A 13,224-nucleotide genomic window follows, 5' to 3' on the forward strand; every position below is an offset into this window, starting at 1 on the left:
GCGAAGCGCAGGGTTTACCCGACCGCACCCGACGCGGCAACCAAAGCTCGGTGATCGGACCGCCCGAATTTGCGGACCGCGACTGCGTCACCGGAGGGGGGCCAGCCGAGAAATTTGAGATCCTTATTTCCAAACGCAATCGGCGACAAGAAAACCTCCCGCAGCGCGGGAACTACATGATTGTACAAGAAATAATCAGCCACCCCAGATCGTGCACAACAGGTACAGGATATACAGCGTCGGTATTTTCGCACCAATCTCAATTACTTAGGGTGGTATTTACGTCAGAATTTACCGAACGTTGACGACCGCCATTCACTGTCATGCCGTGAACCCTGCCCGTTTTGAAGGCAGACCCTTCAACTGGAACTTGCTGCTTATTGCTCTGCCGCAACCCAAGGCAGCCGTCGTTTCGGCTGACCAGCGTCGCAGCCTTAGAACCGCCGAGGAATACATTCGTGCTCGCAAGATACTCGATCAGTACCAAGCTGTTTGTCATCGTCGCTTTTCTCTTCGCGGTGATCGCGGGCATCGGCGCCCTCGCCTTCATGCAGATGCGAGCCATCAACGCAGCGACCCAGGACATCCAGACACAGTGGCTCCCCAGCGTCCGCTGGATTGGCGAAATGCGCGTTCAGTCGGCGCGCTATCGCGCCGTGCTGCGCGACCACCTGATCGTCGCCGATGCCGACCGTCCGGATGTCGACAAGAACCTCATCGCCCGCAAGTCGGACTTCGACAAGGCCGCGAAGGCCTACGCCCCGCTCGTATCGTCGCCGGCCGAACGCGAATTGGCCGACAAGCTCGACGCCGAATGGAAGGCCTTCATTGCCGCAGGCAATGACGTCCAGGCCCTCGCCAACAAGGGCGACGTGACGGCAGCCAAGGAGATCAACGCCAGGAAGGTGGTCCCGACCGGCCGCGCCATGGATGGCACGCTGGCCAAGCTCGTCGAGTTGAACGACAAGGGCGCCGAAGCTTCCGGCAGCAATGCGAACGCGACCTATGCCAACGCGATCTGGATGATGGTGATCATTCTCGGCGCCTCGGCCGTGCTCGGCCTCGGCGCTGCCATGTATCTGGTGCGCGACATCTCCGGCGGCATCGCTTCGATCCTGAAGCCGATGGGCCAACTGACCGGTGGCCAGCTCGAGGCCGTCATTCCGCATCAGGGCGAGAGCACCGAGATCGGCCGCATCGCCAGCGCGCTGCAGATATTCAAGGACGCCCTTATCGCCAAGCGTGCCGCGGATCAGGCCGCCGGTGCCGAAGCCGCCATCAAGGCCGCCCGTGCGGAAACCATCACGAAGGCAACCAGCAACTTCGAGTCGATGATCAGTGAGCTCGTTGGCTCGCTTTCATCCGCCTCCACCGAACTCGAAGCCTCCGCCACCACGCTGACCCGCACGTCGGATATCACCATGACCCTGTCGGGCTCGGCGGCGTCAGCATCGCAGGTCGTGTCGAACAATGTGCAGTCGGTGGCTGCGGCGACGGAAGAGATCACGTCCTCGGTCAATGAAATCGGCCGCCAGGTCCACGAGTCCAACCGCATCGCCTCCACCGCCGTATTGCAGGCCGAGAAGACCAATGAGAGCATCGCCAAGCTCTCGCAGGCCACCGCACGGATCGATGACGTCGTAAAGCTCATCACCGCCGTCGCCGAACAGACCAACCTGCTGGCGCTGAATGCCACCATCGAAGCGGCACGTGCCGGCGAAGCCGGTCGTGGCTTTGCGGTCGTCGCCGCCGAGGTGAAGGCACTGGCCTCGCAGACCGCCAAGGCCACCGATGAAATCAGCATGCAGATCGCCGGCATGCAGGCGGCCAGTGCGGAGACTGTCGAGACCATCAAGGAGATCGGCTCGACCATCACGCTGATTTCCGAAGTCTCGTCGGCGATCGCAGCGGCCGTCGAGGAACAGGGTGCCGCAACGCAGGAAATCGCGCGCAATGTCCAGCAGTCGGCGCAGCTCAGCACCCAGGTCGCCAGCGAGGTCACCGAGGTCAATCGCGGCGCCAGCGAGACCGGCTCGGCCTCCACGCAGGTGCTTGCTGCAGCGCAGTCGCTATCGCTCGAGAGCAATCGCCTGAAGGGCGAAGTCGACCGGTTCCTCGACACGGTTCGCGCTGCCTGAGACCGTTTTCAGCAGTTGCCTAACACGTCATGGCCCCCCATCTTGGGGCCATGACAGTCCACTTTCCGTTCGACAACAGCTATGCCGCCCTGCCCGCGAATTTCTTTGCCCGCGTCGCGCCGACGCCGGTGGCGGCGCCGCGGCTGATCAAGCTGAACCGCGCGCTCGCTGAACAACTCCGCATCGATCCGGACTGGCTGGCCAGCCCCGAGGGCGTCGACGTGCTTGCCGGCAAGCGCGTGCCCGATGGTGCCGATCCTCTCGCGATGGCCTATGCCGGACATCAGTTCGGACATTTCGTGGCGCAACTCGGCGACGGCCGCGCGATCCTGCTTGGCGAAGTCATCGACCGCGACGGCATACGCCGCGATATCCAGCTCAAGGGCTCCGGTCCGACGCCTTTCTCGCGCCGCGGCGATGGTCGCGCTGCACTCGGGCCGGTGATCCGGGAGTACATCGTCAGTGAAGCCATGGCGGCCCTGGGCATTCCCACCACACGCTCCCTCGCCGCGGTTGTCACCGGCGAACGCGTCCAGCGTGAGACCATGCTGCCCGGCGCTGTGCTGACGCGTGTGGCGTCGAGCCATATCCGCGTAGGGACATTCCAATTCTTCGCCGCGCGCGAGGATATCGCCGGGGTGACGCAGCTCGCCGACCACGTGATCGCGCGGCACTATCCCGATGCGGCGAGAGCCGAGCACCCCATTCGCGCGCTGCTCGATGCGGTGATCCGCCGTCAGGCAGAACTCGTCGCGCGCTGGCTGCATGTGGGCTTCATCCACGGGGTGATGAACACCGATAACTGCTCGATATCCGGCGAGACCATCGATTACGGCCCCTGCGCCTTCATGGACGCCTACGATCCTGCAACCGTGTACAGCTCGATCGACGAGATGGGCCGTTACTCTTATGCGAACCAGCCGCGCATCGCGCTGTGGAATCTGACTCGCTTCGCCGAGACGCTGCTGCCGCTGATCGACAGCGACGAGAAGACCGCCATCGAGATTGCGCAGGCCGCATTGGGCAAATTCTCCGATATTTTCGACACGGCCTATCAGGCCGGTCTGCGCCGGAAGCTCGGCCTGTTCACCAGTCGGCCGGACGATGCTGCATTGGCGCAGGATCTGCTGACCGCCATGAGTGCCAATCAGGCCGATTTCACGCTGACCTTTCGCCGCCTCGGCAGCGCCGCGGTTGACGCAGACAACGACGAAGCCGTGCGCGGCCTGTTCATCGATCCGACAGCGTTCGACGCCTGGGCGGTGAACTGGCGGCAGCGACTCAGCCAGGAGCCGCAAGACGCCGGTACCCGCTATCAGGCGATGCAGACGGTCAATCCGGCCTTCATCCCCCGTAATCATCGCGTCGAGGCGGTGATCCAGGCGGCGCTGGCCGACAACTACACGCCGTTCAAAGAATTTCTGGCCGTGCTGGCGAAACCCTATGAAGATCAACCGGAGATGGCGGATTACGCCGAGCCGCCGGAGCCGGGTCAGCGCGTGCTGAAGACCTTCTGCGGCACCTAAACACCCTTATTCTGTCCGAGCAGACCTTCAATCTGCCCGAAACACCTTGACTCAACAGGTTTTTCGGCCGAACGCCTTGGCAAAAGCGTTATGGACCATCCATGGAACTGATCACGACCACTGCCCAGCTGACCGCCGCCTGCGAGCGACTTGCCAAGCACCCCGTCATTACGGTCGATACGGAATTCCTCCGCGAGACCACTTATTACCCGCTGCTCTGCGTGGTTCAGATGGCCAGCGCGGAAGACGCTGTCGTGGTCGATACGCTCGCCGAGGGCATCGACCTCACGTCGTTCTTCGACCTGATGGCCAACGAGGCCGTGCTGAAGGTCTTCCACGCTGCCCGGCAGGACATCGAAATCATCGTGCACCGCGCCGGCGTGGTGCCGCATCCAATCTTCGACACCCAGGTCGCGGCCATGGTGCTCGGTTATGGCGACAGCATCGCCTATGACCAGCTCGTCGAACGCGTCACCGGCCACCGCCCCGACAAGACCCACCGTTTCACCGACTGGTCGCGCCGCCCGCTGACCGAAGAACAGCTGCATTACGCCGTCTCCGACGTTACCCATCTGCGCGACGTCTTCGCCAAGCTCGATGCCGATCTGAAGAAGCGCGACCGCAGCGACTGGGTCAGCGAGGAAATGGAAATTCTCACCTCGCCAAAGACCTATGATTTCCATCCCGAGCGCGCCTGGGAGCGGCTGAAGACCCGTGTCCGCAAGCCGAAAGAGCTCGCGGTGCTGATGGAAGTCGCGGCCTGGCGGGAACAGGAAGCGCAGAGCCGCGATGTACCGCGCTCGCGCGTGCTCAAGGACGATGCCGTCGGCGATATCGCGACCCACGCGCCGACCTCACTCGAGAAGCTGGCCAATCTGCGTTCGCTGCCGAAGGGCTTTGATCGCTCCAAATGGGGCAGCGACATTGTCGCCGCCGTCCAGCGTGGCGTCGCCCGCGACCCCGCCACATTGCCAAAGATCGAGAAGCCGCGCGGCAATTCCAACGGCGCAGCCACCGTCGAACTGCTGAAGGTGTTGCTGCGGATGACCTCTGAGCGTCACGCCGTCGCCAGCAAGGTCATTGCGACCGTGGATGATCTCGAGCAGATCGCCACCGACGACAATGCCGATGTGGGCGCCCTGCACGGCTGGCGGCGTGAGCTGTTCGGCGAGGCTGCACTGGCGCTCAAGCATGGCCGCCTTGCCTTGGCGATGGAAAAAGGCCGGGTGATCCGGGTGGATCGCCCCTAATATTCTCATTCATCCCTCACCCTGGGGATGGCGCAAACATCTCATGGTTCGAGACGCGCGAAGTCGCGCTCCTCACCATGAGGACTCTCCCCTTTCCAACGACCGCCGAAGTAGTGCAGAAATGCGCTGCAGCCGGTCAACGGCCATTGTTCTGGGGAAGCGTCATGAAATTCGTCACGATCTCTGTTGGTAACGCAGCACATCTGGGCGCCGTCCTGAAAGACGGCCGCATCCTCGATCTGGCGAAAGCAGCAGCGGGCGATGGCGCGTTCAAGGATCTGATTGCCTTGATCGAGGCGGGTGACGTTGGACTGAAGATTGCAGAGCGACTGGTCGCCTCAGCTGACAGCGGCGAGTTGCCGAATGCAGTCATCAGCGCGGCAGATGCGACACTGCTGGCGCCGATCCCCTCACCGCGCAAGAATGTCTTCTGCGTCGGCAGAAACTATATCGAGCACGTCAAAGAGGGGTACCGTGCGCGCGGCACCGAGGTGAAGCTGCCGGAGTATCCGCAGATCTTCACCAAGCCGCCAACTGCGGTGATCGGTCCCGGCGCCAATATTCCGCTGCATGCCGGGATCACCGAGGTGCTCGACTATGAGGTCGAACTGGCCGTGGTGATCGGCCGTCGCGGCGTCAATATTTCCATGGACGATGCGCTCGACCATATCTTCGGTTACACCATCATCAACGACGTGACCGGCCGCGACCTGCAGCGCCGTCACGACCAGTGGTTCAAGGGTAAAGGCCTCGACGGCAGTTGTCCGATGGGACCTTGGGTCGTGCACCGCGACGATATCCCGGACCCGCAGGCCCTCGACATCTCGCTGACGGTGAATGGCGACCTGCGTCAGAACTCCAACACCAAACACATGATTTTCCCGATCGCGCGGATCATCCACGATCTCTCCCTTGGCATGACCCTGGAGCCTGGCGACGTCATTGCGACCGGTACGCCCTCTGGCGTCGGCTACGCCATGACGCCACCGCAGCCGCTCAAGGCCGGTGATGTGGTGAAATGTCAGATTGAGGCGATCGGCACGCTGGAAAATCGCGTCAGTCAGTAACTCGGCGCCCTGCACGTAGGTGGCTCCGCAAATTGTTCGGCGAAGCAGCACGGGCGCTCAAACTCGTCAGACGCGCACCGGCGATGGGAGCGCCGCGCTGCAATCAGTAGCATCATTCAGAATGAGCGGCGGTGGCTATCGCCTGACGATCGAACCGGACTTCCCGACCAGTCGCGCCAGCTGCTTGAAGCGGCTGCCGACACGATCGGCGACGAGATCGACCATGCGATGCTCGAAGACGAGCATCATCTTGCGATCCTTGGTGGCGAAATGCGTGGCGGGCAGCACGCCCGGCCGCGCCGCCGAAATGAGATGCGCGACCCTGAACAGCGCACCGAGCAAGCGCGCACGTTCAACCTGTGCCGGCGAGACAAGCGAGCGGACCAGCTCCGGGGGCTCGTTCTCGGTGCTGAATCCTGCGTAGCGGTAGTACACACAGAGCGCGAGAAACGCGCGGCCGTGATGATCGACCGAACCGAAATTGCCGTTAGTGATCAGACTGAGCGTCTGCTCGCCGCGATGATCCGGATGGACGCGCCAGCCGATATCAGACAACAGACATGCCACCCGGCGTAGCCGACGATCCTCGTCGGTCTCTTTGAGCTTGGCAACACGGACGAACCGATCACTCCACTCACTCAGCTCCTGCGCGTGGCGCGCCGAACGCGACAACAACTCGTTCATGGTCTGCGCGGCGCCGACCAGACCGTCTTGCATACGCTGCGCTTGCGGCAGCATTTCGTACAGCAAGCCTTCACGGACGCCATAGGTCGAGAACACGATGGTTTTCGGCTTGGCAGTGCGAATGACATATTCAAGTACGAGTGCGGCGTAGACCAGCAGCGGCTGGCGCTGTTCTGCGATGGCTTCGATATTGGCGAGAATGTTGGCTGTTGCGAGCCGGCGCAAGCGGCGTACGAAATCGAGCGCCTCATTGGCCGGGATCGAATAGCCATGCATCACACGAAGCGGGTAGCCGCTCTGGATGATGTGCAGCCGCGCCAATGCACGCCAGGTACCGCCGACCGCATAGAAATTTCGGCCCACGCCCGCCTTGAGTTGCGCGACGTCAGCCAGCGCCAGCCTGACGATGCGTTCGGCCTTCTTCGGTGATTTCTGTGAGGCATCCTGCAATGCGAGACTACCGAGCGGCAGCGTCACGCCCTGCCGAACCGCATTGCCTTTGACATCGATCAATTCGAGCGAACCGCCCCCGAGATCGCCGACAAGGCCGTCGGGTTTGTGCACACCCGAAATCACGCCCAGCGCCGAGAGCTTCGCTTCGCGTGGCCCCGATATGATCTGGATCTCGCAGCCACAGATTTTTTCCGCTGCTGCAATGAATGCAGGTCCATTGCTCGCATCGCGCGCCGCAGCGGTTGCGATCGCATAGACGCGACCAACCTTCATGACCCTGCACAGCGCATGGAAGCGCCGAAGGGCCGTCAGCGCCTTGTCGACGGCATCCTTGGCCAGCAGCCCGGTGCTCTGCACTTCGCGGCCGAGACCGCACAGCGCCTTTTCATTGAAAAGCGTGACAAGGCTTCGCGTCAGCGTCTCGTAGACAACGAGACGCACCGAGTTGGAGCCAATATCGATGACGGCGACGCTGGTCGCGCGTTGATTGACACGCGCTACCACGCTGCTGGTTCCTTACGAGGATTGGTGACGCTCCGAACGGCGGGTGAGCCGGCGCGGGGATGATTTCTCAAGCGACTTTCCACGGCCAGACAGACTCGGATTCGTCATGAAGTAATTGTGCACATTGAAGGGTTCCTCGCCCTTCGCTGCCTTCATACGCGTTGACGATCCATCCGGCAACAATTGCCAGCTCTGTTCCGTGTCCTTCAAATTGGCCACCATGATCTGCTCAAGCACCTGGGTATGCACCGTGGGGTTCTGTAGTGGACACAGAACCTCGACACGGCGATCCAGATTGCGCGGCATCATGTCGGCCGACGAGATATATACCGCCGCCTTCGGGCTCGGCAGGCCATAGCCCATGCCGAAGCAGTAGATTCGACCGTGTTCGAGGAAGCGGCCGATGATTGACTTGACGCGAATGTTCTCGGACAGGCCGGGGACCCCAGGTCGCAAACAGCAAATACCACGCACGACCAGTTCGACCGATACGCCGGCATTCGACGCCTCATAGAGCGCGTCGATGATTTCGGGATCGACCAGCGAATTCATCTTGAGCCAGATCGCACCGGGCTTGCCGTTGCGGGCAAACGCGGCCTCACCGCGGATGTGTTCGAGCATACGTCCACGCAAGGTCAGCGGCGACACGGCCATCTTCTCGATGTCGCTCGGCTCAGCATAGCCGGTGATGTAGTTGAACACGCGAGCGGCATCGCGGCCGATGATCGGGTCGGACGTAAAATATGACAGATCGGTGTAGATGCGCGCGGTGACCGGATGATAGTTGCCGGTGCCGGTGTGGACATAGGTCGTGAGCGAGCCGCCCTCGCGGCGCACCACAAGCGACAGTTTCGCATGAGTCTTCAATTCGAGGAAACCGTAGACTACCTGGACACCGGCGCGCTCGAGATCGCGCGCCCAGCGGATATTGGCCTCTTCGTCGAACCGCGCACGCAGTTCGACGAGCGCTGTCACCGACTTGCCGGCTTCCGCAGCTTCGACCAGCGTGCGCACGATCGGCGAGTTGTTGGAGGTCCGATACAGCGTCTGCTTGATCGCAACGACGTCCGGATCGCGCGCGGCCTGCTGCAGGAACTGCACGACGACGTCGAAGGACTCATAGGGATGATGGACGATGAGATCCTTCTGGCGGATCGCCGCGAAGATATCACCGCCATGGTCGCGGACGCGTTCCGGGTGGCGCGGCACATAGGGCACGAATTCCAGATCGGGCCGATCGAGGCGCGTGAGCTGCGAGACCTCGTTCATGGCGAGGATGCCATCGACCAGCAGGATTTCGTCGTCAGACGTAGCCAGCGCGCGCTGCACGAAGGCACGCAGTTCGGCCGGCATGCTGGCTTCGATTTCGAGCCGGATCACCGATCCCCTGCGCCGACGCTTGAGCGCCGTCTCGAACAGCCGGACCAGATCCTCGGCCTCTTCTTCGACTTCAAGTTCGCTGTCACGGATGATGCGGAAAGCACCCTGCCCCTGCACGGTGTAACCCGGAAACAGCCGCGCGATGAACAGGCCTGTGGCCTGCTCCAGCGTGATCAGGCGAACCGCGCCATCCTTGCCGGGGGTCGGCAGGCGGATAAAGCGATCGATCTTGCCGGGCATGCGGATCAGCGCGTTCATCGTCTTCCCGTCGGACACCCGCGACAGATGCAGCGCGATGGTGAAGCCGAGGCTGGGGATGAACGGGAACGGATGCGCCGGGTCGATCGCCAACGGCGTCAGCAGCGGGAAAATATTGTGGAGGAAATGATCCTCGATCCAGGTCCGGTCGGCCTTGCTGACCTCCTTGCCGTCGAGCAGCACGATTCCGACATCGGCCAGCATGCCGCGCTGGTCGCGCCAGATCGCCTGCTGGTCGCTACCGAGCTTGGAGACCGCGCTGTTGATCAGCACCAGTTGCTCGGCCGGGGTCAGGCCGTCCGGGCTGCGCTCGCTGATTCCCTCGCGGACCTGCGCCTTGATGCCGGCGACACGGACCATGAAGAATTCATCAAGGTTGTTTGCGGAAATCGACAGGAAGCGGACCCGCTCTAGCGCCGGATGGCCCGGATTAACGGACTCCTCAAGGACGCGACGATTGAAGTGCAGCCAGGACAGTTCGCGATTGATGAAGCGCTCGGGACCTGATGCGACCACCTCTGCCGGTTTCGCTTCACCCTTTTTCTCTTCAATAACAATCTCTTCTGCAGAGTCCATGAGACAGCAATCCATCCAGTTCAAGCAGCGCTATAGTGCCGGCAAATCACAGCGGACATTGCGTCAATCGCGTGACACTTCAATGACATTGAGGAACCAGCCCGCTTCGCCGTCAAGCATGGTTTGACGCGCTTCGTGAGTTCAAAGGCTAAGTCAGGCGTCGCGAAGCAGTTCCGCGGCCAATGCGCGCGTTACCGGGCGGCCGAGCCGAAGCGCCTCGCTATCCAGCAATTCCACGGTATTGCGGGCGGCGGCGAATGTGCGCTCGATGCGGCTGGCGACATAGCTGACCACCCCCTCATCGATGCTGAGCTGGCGGTCGGCGCAGAATTTCACGATTAGCGCCCGAAACAGCCCGTCATCCGGCGGCATCAGATTGACCACCGGGATTGCCCGAAGCCGCGACCGCAGATCGCGCAATTCGACCTCCATCGCGGCGGGGGCGACCCGAGCCGTGATCAGCACATAGGCGTTGTCCTGACGTGCCAGATTCAGCAGATGGAACATCGCCCGCTCATCGAAAGTGCCGGCGTTGAGATCCTCCACCACCAGCGCGTTGGTCACCAGCTCGGCCGGAACCGTCGCGGCAGTCAGACTGTGCGCCATGGTGGAGCGCGCCCCGGCCTCCTCGGCCCAGATCGCCGCCAGATGGCTCTTGCCGGAGCCCTCGGGGCCCACTAGCAGCATCACCCGGTTCGGCCAGTCGGGCCAACAGTCGATCAACCCCAGCGCCTCGGCATTGGCCGGGCCCTCAAGGAAGTTGTCGCGGGACAGGCTCTCCGCATGGGGCAGCGCGAACGCCAATTGACGGGGTTGGACGCGGGCGACCACGCAAATACTCCTGCCGGCTGCGCCGGCGAATGTCACGAAATACTGGTTACTGGGGCTCTTGGCCGGGTTCGATGGTGCTCATGTGTCGCATCCACTCGACGAGATAAAAGGACACAGAGAGCAACGTCAAGACGGTCACAAAACCCATCAAAATCAAATCGTAAGGCGAGGATTTGAAACCAAATCCGAGGGCGGCAAGGACCAGGGCTGCGAAGGCCACCTGCGCCACCGTATTGAGCTTCGATACCATCAGCGGCTTCATCGGCATCGGTTTGCCAAACAACCACGACACAATGACGGCGCCGACGATCATGATATCCCGCGACACTACGAGAATCACGATCCAGCGCGGAACTGCCCCCCATATCCCCAGGGACACGTAGATCGAGACCAGCAGCGCCTTGTCGGCCAAAGGATCAAGCAGCGCACCGAGTTCGCTGGCCATGTTGAAGCGCTTGGCAAGAAAACCATCGATTGCATCGCTGACCCCGGCAATCACGAAGATTGCAAAGGCGACCTCCATCTGGCTCGACGCAATCGCCCAGACGATCACGGGCACCAGCAGAATGCGCCCGAGGGTGATTAAATTGGGGATACTCACGCGGCGCTTCCCGGCTCCGGCCTGTTTCGCAATCCGAGCTTGGGAGCTCCGACCGGCTTACCGGCTACATAGTAATCGGGATAGCGTTTACGAGCCATTGCGCAGGCGGGGATTCCGACGTAACCAGCCGAAAATACACAGTTTCGCAGCTTCGCCAGGATACCCGGCATGACCGACAAGAAAAAAGGCCTCACTTACGCGGACGCGGGCGTCGATATTGATGCCGGCAACCGTCTGGTGGACCTCATCAAGCCGATGGTTCGCGCAACCGCCCGTGCCGGCGCTGACGCCGAGATCGGTGGCTTCGGCGGGCTGTTCGACCTCAAGGCCGCCGGCTTCAAGGACCCTGTTCTCGTCGCTGCCACAGACGGCGTCGGCACCAAGGTGAAGATCGCCATCGAGGCCGGCGTCCATAACGGCATCGGCATCGACCTCGTCGCCATGTCGGTCAATGATCTCGTCGTCCAGGGCGCCGAGCCGCTGTTCTTCCTCGACTATTTTGCTTGCGGCAAGCTCGACCCGGAAGCCGCCGCCTCGATCGTTGCCGGCATTGCCGAAGGCTGCCGCGAGTCTGGCTGTGCCCTCATCGGCGGCGAGACCGCCGAGATGCCCGGTCTCTACAAGGACGGCGACTACGACCTCGCCGGCTTCTCGGTCGGCGCTGCCGAGCGCGGCACACTGCTGCCGACCAAGGACATTGCCCCCGGCGATGCCGTGATCGGCATGGCCTCCTCCGGCGTCCACTCCAACGGCTTCTCGCTGGTCCGCAAGATCGTCGCGCGCACAGGTCTGTCCTATGCCGACAAGGCCCCGTTCTCGCCGGTGATGACGTTGGGCGGTGCGCTGCTGACCCCGACCCGGCTCTATGTGAAATCCTGCTTGCGCGCGATCCGCGAGACCGGTGCCGTGAAGGGCCTCGCCCATATCACCGGCGGCGGCTTCACCGACAACATCCCGCGCGTGCTGCCGAAGAACCTCGGCGTTCGCATCGACCTGCCCGCCCTCACCGTTCTGCCGGTGTTCAAGTGGCTGGCTGCCGAAGGCGACATCGCCGAACTCGAACTGCTGCGCACCTTCAACTGCGGCGTCGGCATGATCGCCATCGTCAAACGCGAGGCCGTGCAGGAGGTGATGGACGTCCTGCGCCAGGGCGGCGAAACCGTGTCGTTGCTCGGCGACGTCATAGAGGCCACAGGCGACGAGCGCGTCGTCTATGATGGGCATCTCGAACTCGAACTGTGAGGCCGTGATGCGTCGCGTCGCCATCCTGATTTCCGGACGCGGGTCGAACATGACCGCGCTGATCGAGGCGGCCGCAGCCGAAAGCTTCCCCGCCGAAATCGCCCTCGTAATTTCCAACAAGGCCGACGCGCCGGGCCTCGCCACCGCGCAAGCCAACGGCGTCAAGACGCTGGTGATCGAGAGCAAGCCATTCGGCAAGGACCGCGCCGGCTTCGAGAAGCTGCTGCAGGCCGCCCTCGACGACCACCAGATCGAGCTGATTTGCCTTGGCGGCTTCATGCGCCTGTTCACGGCGGAATTCGTTCGGCGCTGGTACGGCCGGATGCTGAACATCCACCCGTCACTGCTGCCGTCCTTCCCCGGCCTAGATCCGCATGGCCAGGCCCTGCGCGCAGGCGTGAAGATTTCCGGCGCCACGGTGCATTTCGTGATTCCGGAAACCGATGCCGGCCCGATCGTGATGCAGGGTGCCGTGCCGGTCTCCGACGACGATACACCGGACACGCTCGCGGCCCGCGTGCTCGACATCGAGCACAAGATCTACCCGCAGGCACTGCGATTGCTGGCGACGTCAGGCGTTCAGATCGTGGGTGAAGCGACCCGGACCAGCGCCGGTGTCTGCAGCGATGACAATCTCATTGCGCCATCGGTGATCTAGCCACTAGAGCGGTTCACGAATTTATTGAATCTGGAGGGATTCCGGTTCATCGGCGA

General features: G+C 62.4%; 10 protein-coding genes. 6 read left to right on the forward strand and 4 right to left on the reverse strand.

Annotated features, from left to right (window positions below; translation table 11 throughout):
* The first annotated feature begins 458 nt into the window (after window positions 1-458).
* The 4 genes from ACEK02_RS06560 to ACEK02_RS06575 all read left to right on the forward strand — a co-directional run bounded on the left by ACEK02_RS06560 (window position 459) and on the right by ACEK02_RS06575 (window position 5,981).
* Window positions 459-2,138: a methyl-accepting chemotaxis protein gene (locus ACEK02_RS06560; protein ID WP_371420989.1), complete on the forward strand. Its 1,680-nt coding sequence runs from the start codon at window positions 459-461 to the stop codon at window positions 2,136-2,138.
* 50 nt (window positions 2,139-2,188) lie between these two features.
* On the forward strand, window positions 2,189-3,664 hold the full coding sequence (locus ACEK02_RS06565) for a YdiU family protein (protein WP_371420990.1): 1,476 nt from the start codon (window positions 2,189-2,191) through the stop codon (window positions 3,662-3,664).
* A gap of 101 nt (window positions 3,665-3,765) precedes the next feature.
* Window positions 3,766-4,914: a ribonuclease D gene (gene rnd / locus ACEK02_RS06570; RefSeq protein ID WP_371420991.1), complete on the forward strand. Its 1,149-nt coding sequence runs from the start codon at window positions 3,766-3,768 to the stop codon at window positions 4,912-4,914.
* A gap of 164 nt (window positions 4,915-5,078) precedes the next feature.
* The gene (locus tag ACEK02_RS06575) at window positions 5,079-5,981 is read left to right on the forward strand and encodes a fumarylacetoacetate hydrolase family protein (RefSeq protein ID WP_371420992.1); all 903 of its coding nucleotides are present in this window, start codon (window positions 5,079-5,081) and stop codon (window positions 5,979-5,981) included.
* Between the two features lie 135 nt (window positions 5,982-6,116).
* Here the strand turns inward: ACEK02_RS06575 and ppx are convergent, their stop codons facing one another.
* The 4 genes from ppx to ACEK02_RS06595 all read right to left on the reverse strand — a co-directional run bounded on the left by ppx (window position 6,117) and on the right by ACEK02_RS06595 (window position 11,268).
* Window positions 6,117-7,622 carry an exopolyphosphatase gene (gene ppx, locus ACEK02_RS06580; RefSeq protein WP_371420993.1) on the reverse strand — a complete coding sequence of 502 codons (1,506 nt, stop codon included), beginning with the start codon at window positions 7,620-7,622 and terminating at the stop codon, window positions 6,117-6,119.
* Between the two features lie 12 nt (window positions 7,623-7,634).
* Window positions 7,635-9,836, reverse strand: a complete 2,202-nt coding sequence (locus tag ACEK02_RS06585; protein ID WP_371420994.1) for an RNA degradosome polyphosphate kinase — start codon at window positions 9,834-9,836, stop codon at window positions 7,635-7,637.
* 153 nt (window positions 9,837-9,989) lie between these two features.
* A complete protein-coding gene (locus ACEK02_RS06590) occupies window positions 9,990-10,667 on the reverse strand; it encodes a chromosomal replication initiator DnaA (protein ID WP_371420995.1) in 678 nt (225 codons plus the stop codon).
* Window positions 10,668-10,713: 46 nt separating this feature from the next.
* Window positions 10,714-11,268 (reverse strand): CDP-alcohol phosphatidyltransferase family protein, encoded by a 555-nt coding sequence (locus tag ACEK02_RS06595; RefSeq protein WP_371420996.1) that lies wholly within the window; start codon window positions 11,266-11,268, stop codon window positions 10,714-10,716.
* 168 nt (window positions 11,269-11,436) lie between these two features.
* Here ACEK02_RS06595 and purM point away from each other — a divergent pair, with 168 nt between their 5' ends.
* Window positions 11,437-12,510, forward strand: coding sequence for a phosphoribosylformylglycinamidine cyclo-ligase (purM, locus tag ACEK02_RS06600; RefSeq protein WP_371420997.1), 1,074 nt, complete (start codon window positions 11,437-11,439; stop codon window positions 12,508-12,510).
* A gap of 4 nt (window positions 12,511-12,514) precedes the next feature.
* On the forward strand, window positions 12,515-13,168 hold the full coding sequence (gene purN, locus ACEK02_RS06605; protein WP_371421004.1) for a phosphoribosylglycinamide formyltransferase: 654 nt from the start codon (window positions 12,515-12,517) through the stop codon (window positions 13,166-13,168).
* Window positions 13,169-13,224 lie beyond the last annotated feature (56 nt).

It is taken from the genome of Tardiphaga sp., assembly GCF_041424195.1.
In the GTDB taxonomy this organism is placed as follows: domain Bacteria; phylum Pseudomonadota; class Alphaproteobacteria; order Rhizobiales; family Xanthobacteraceae; genus Tardiphaga.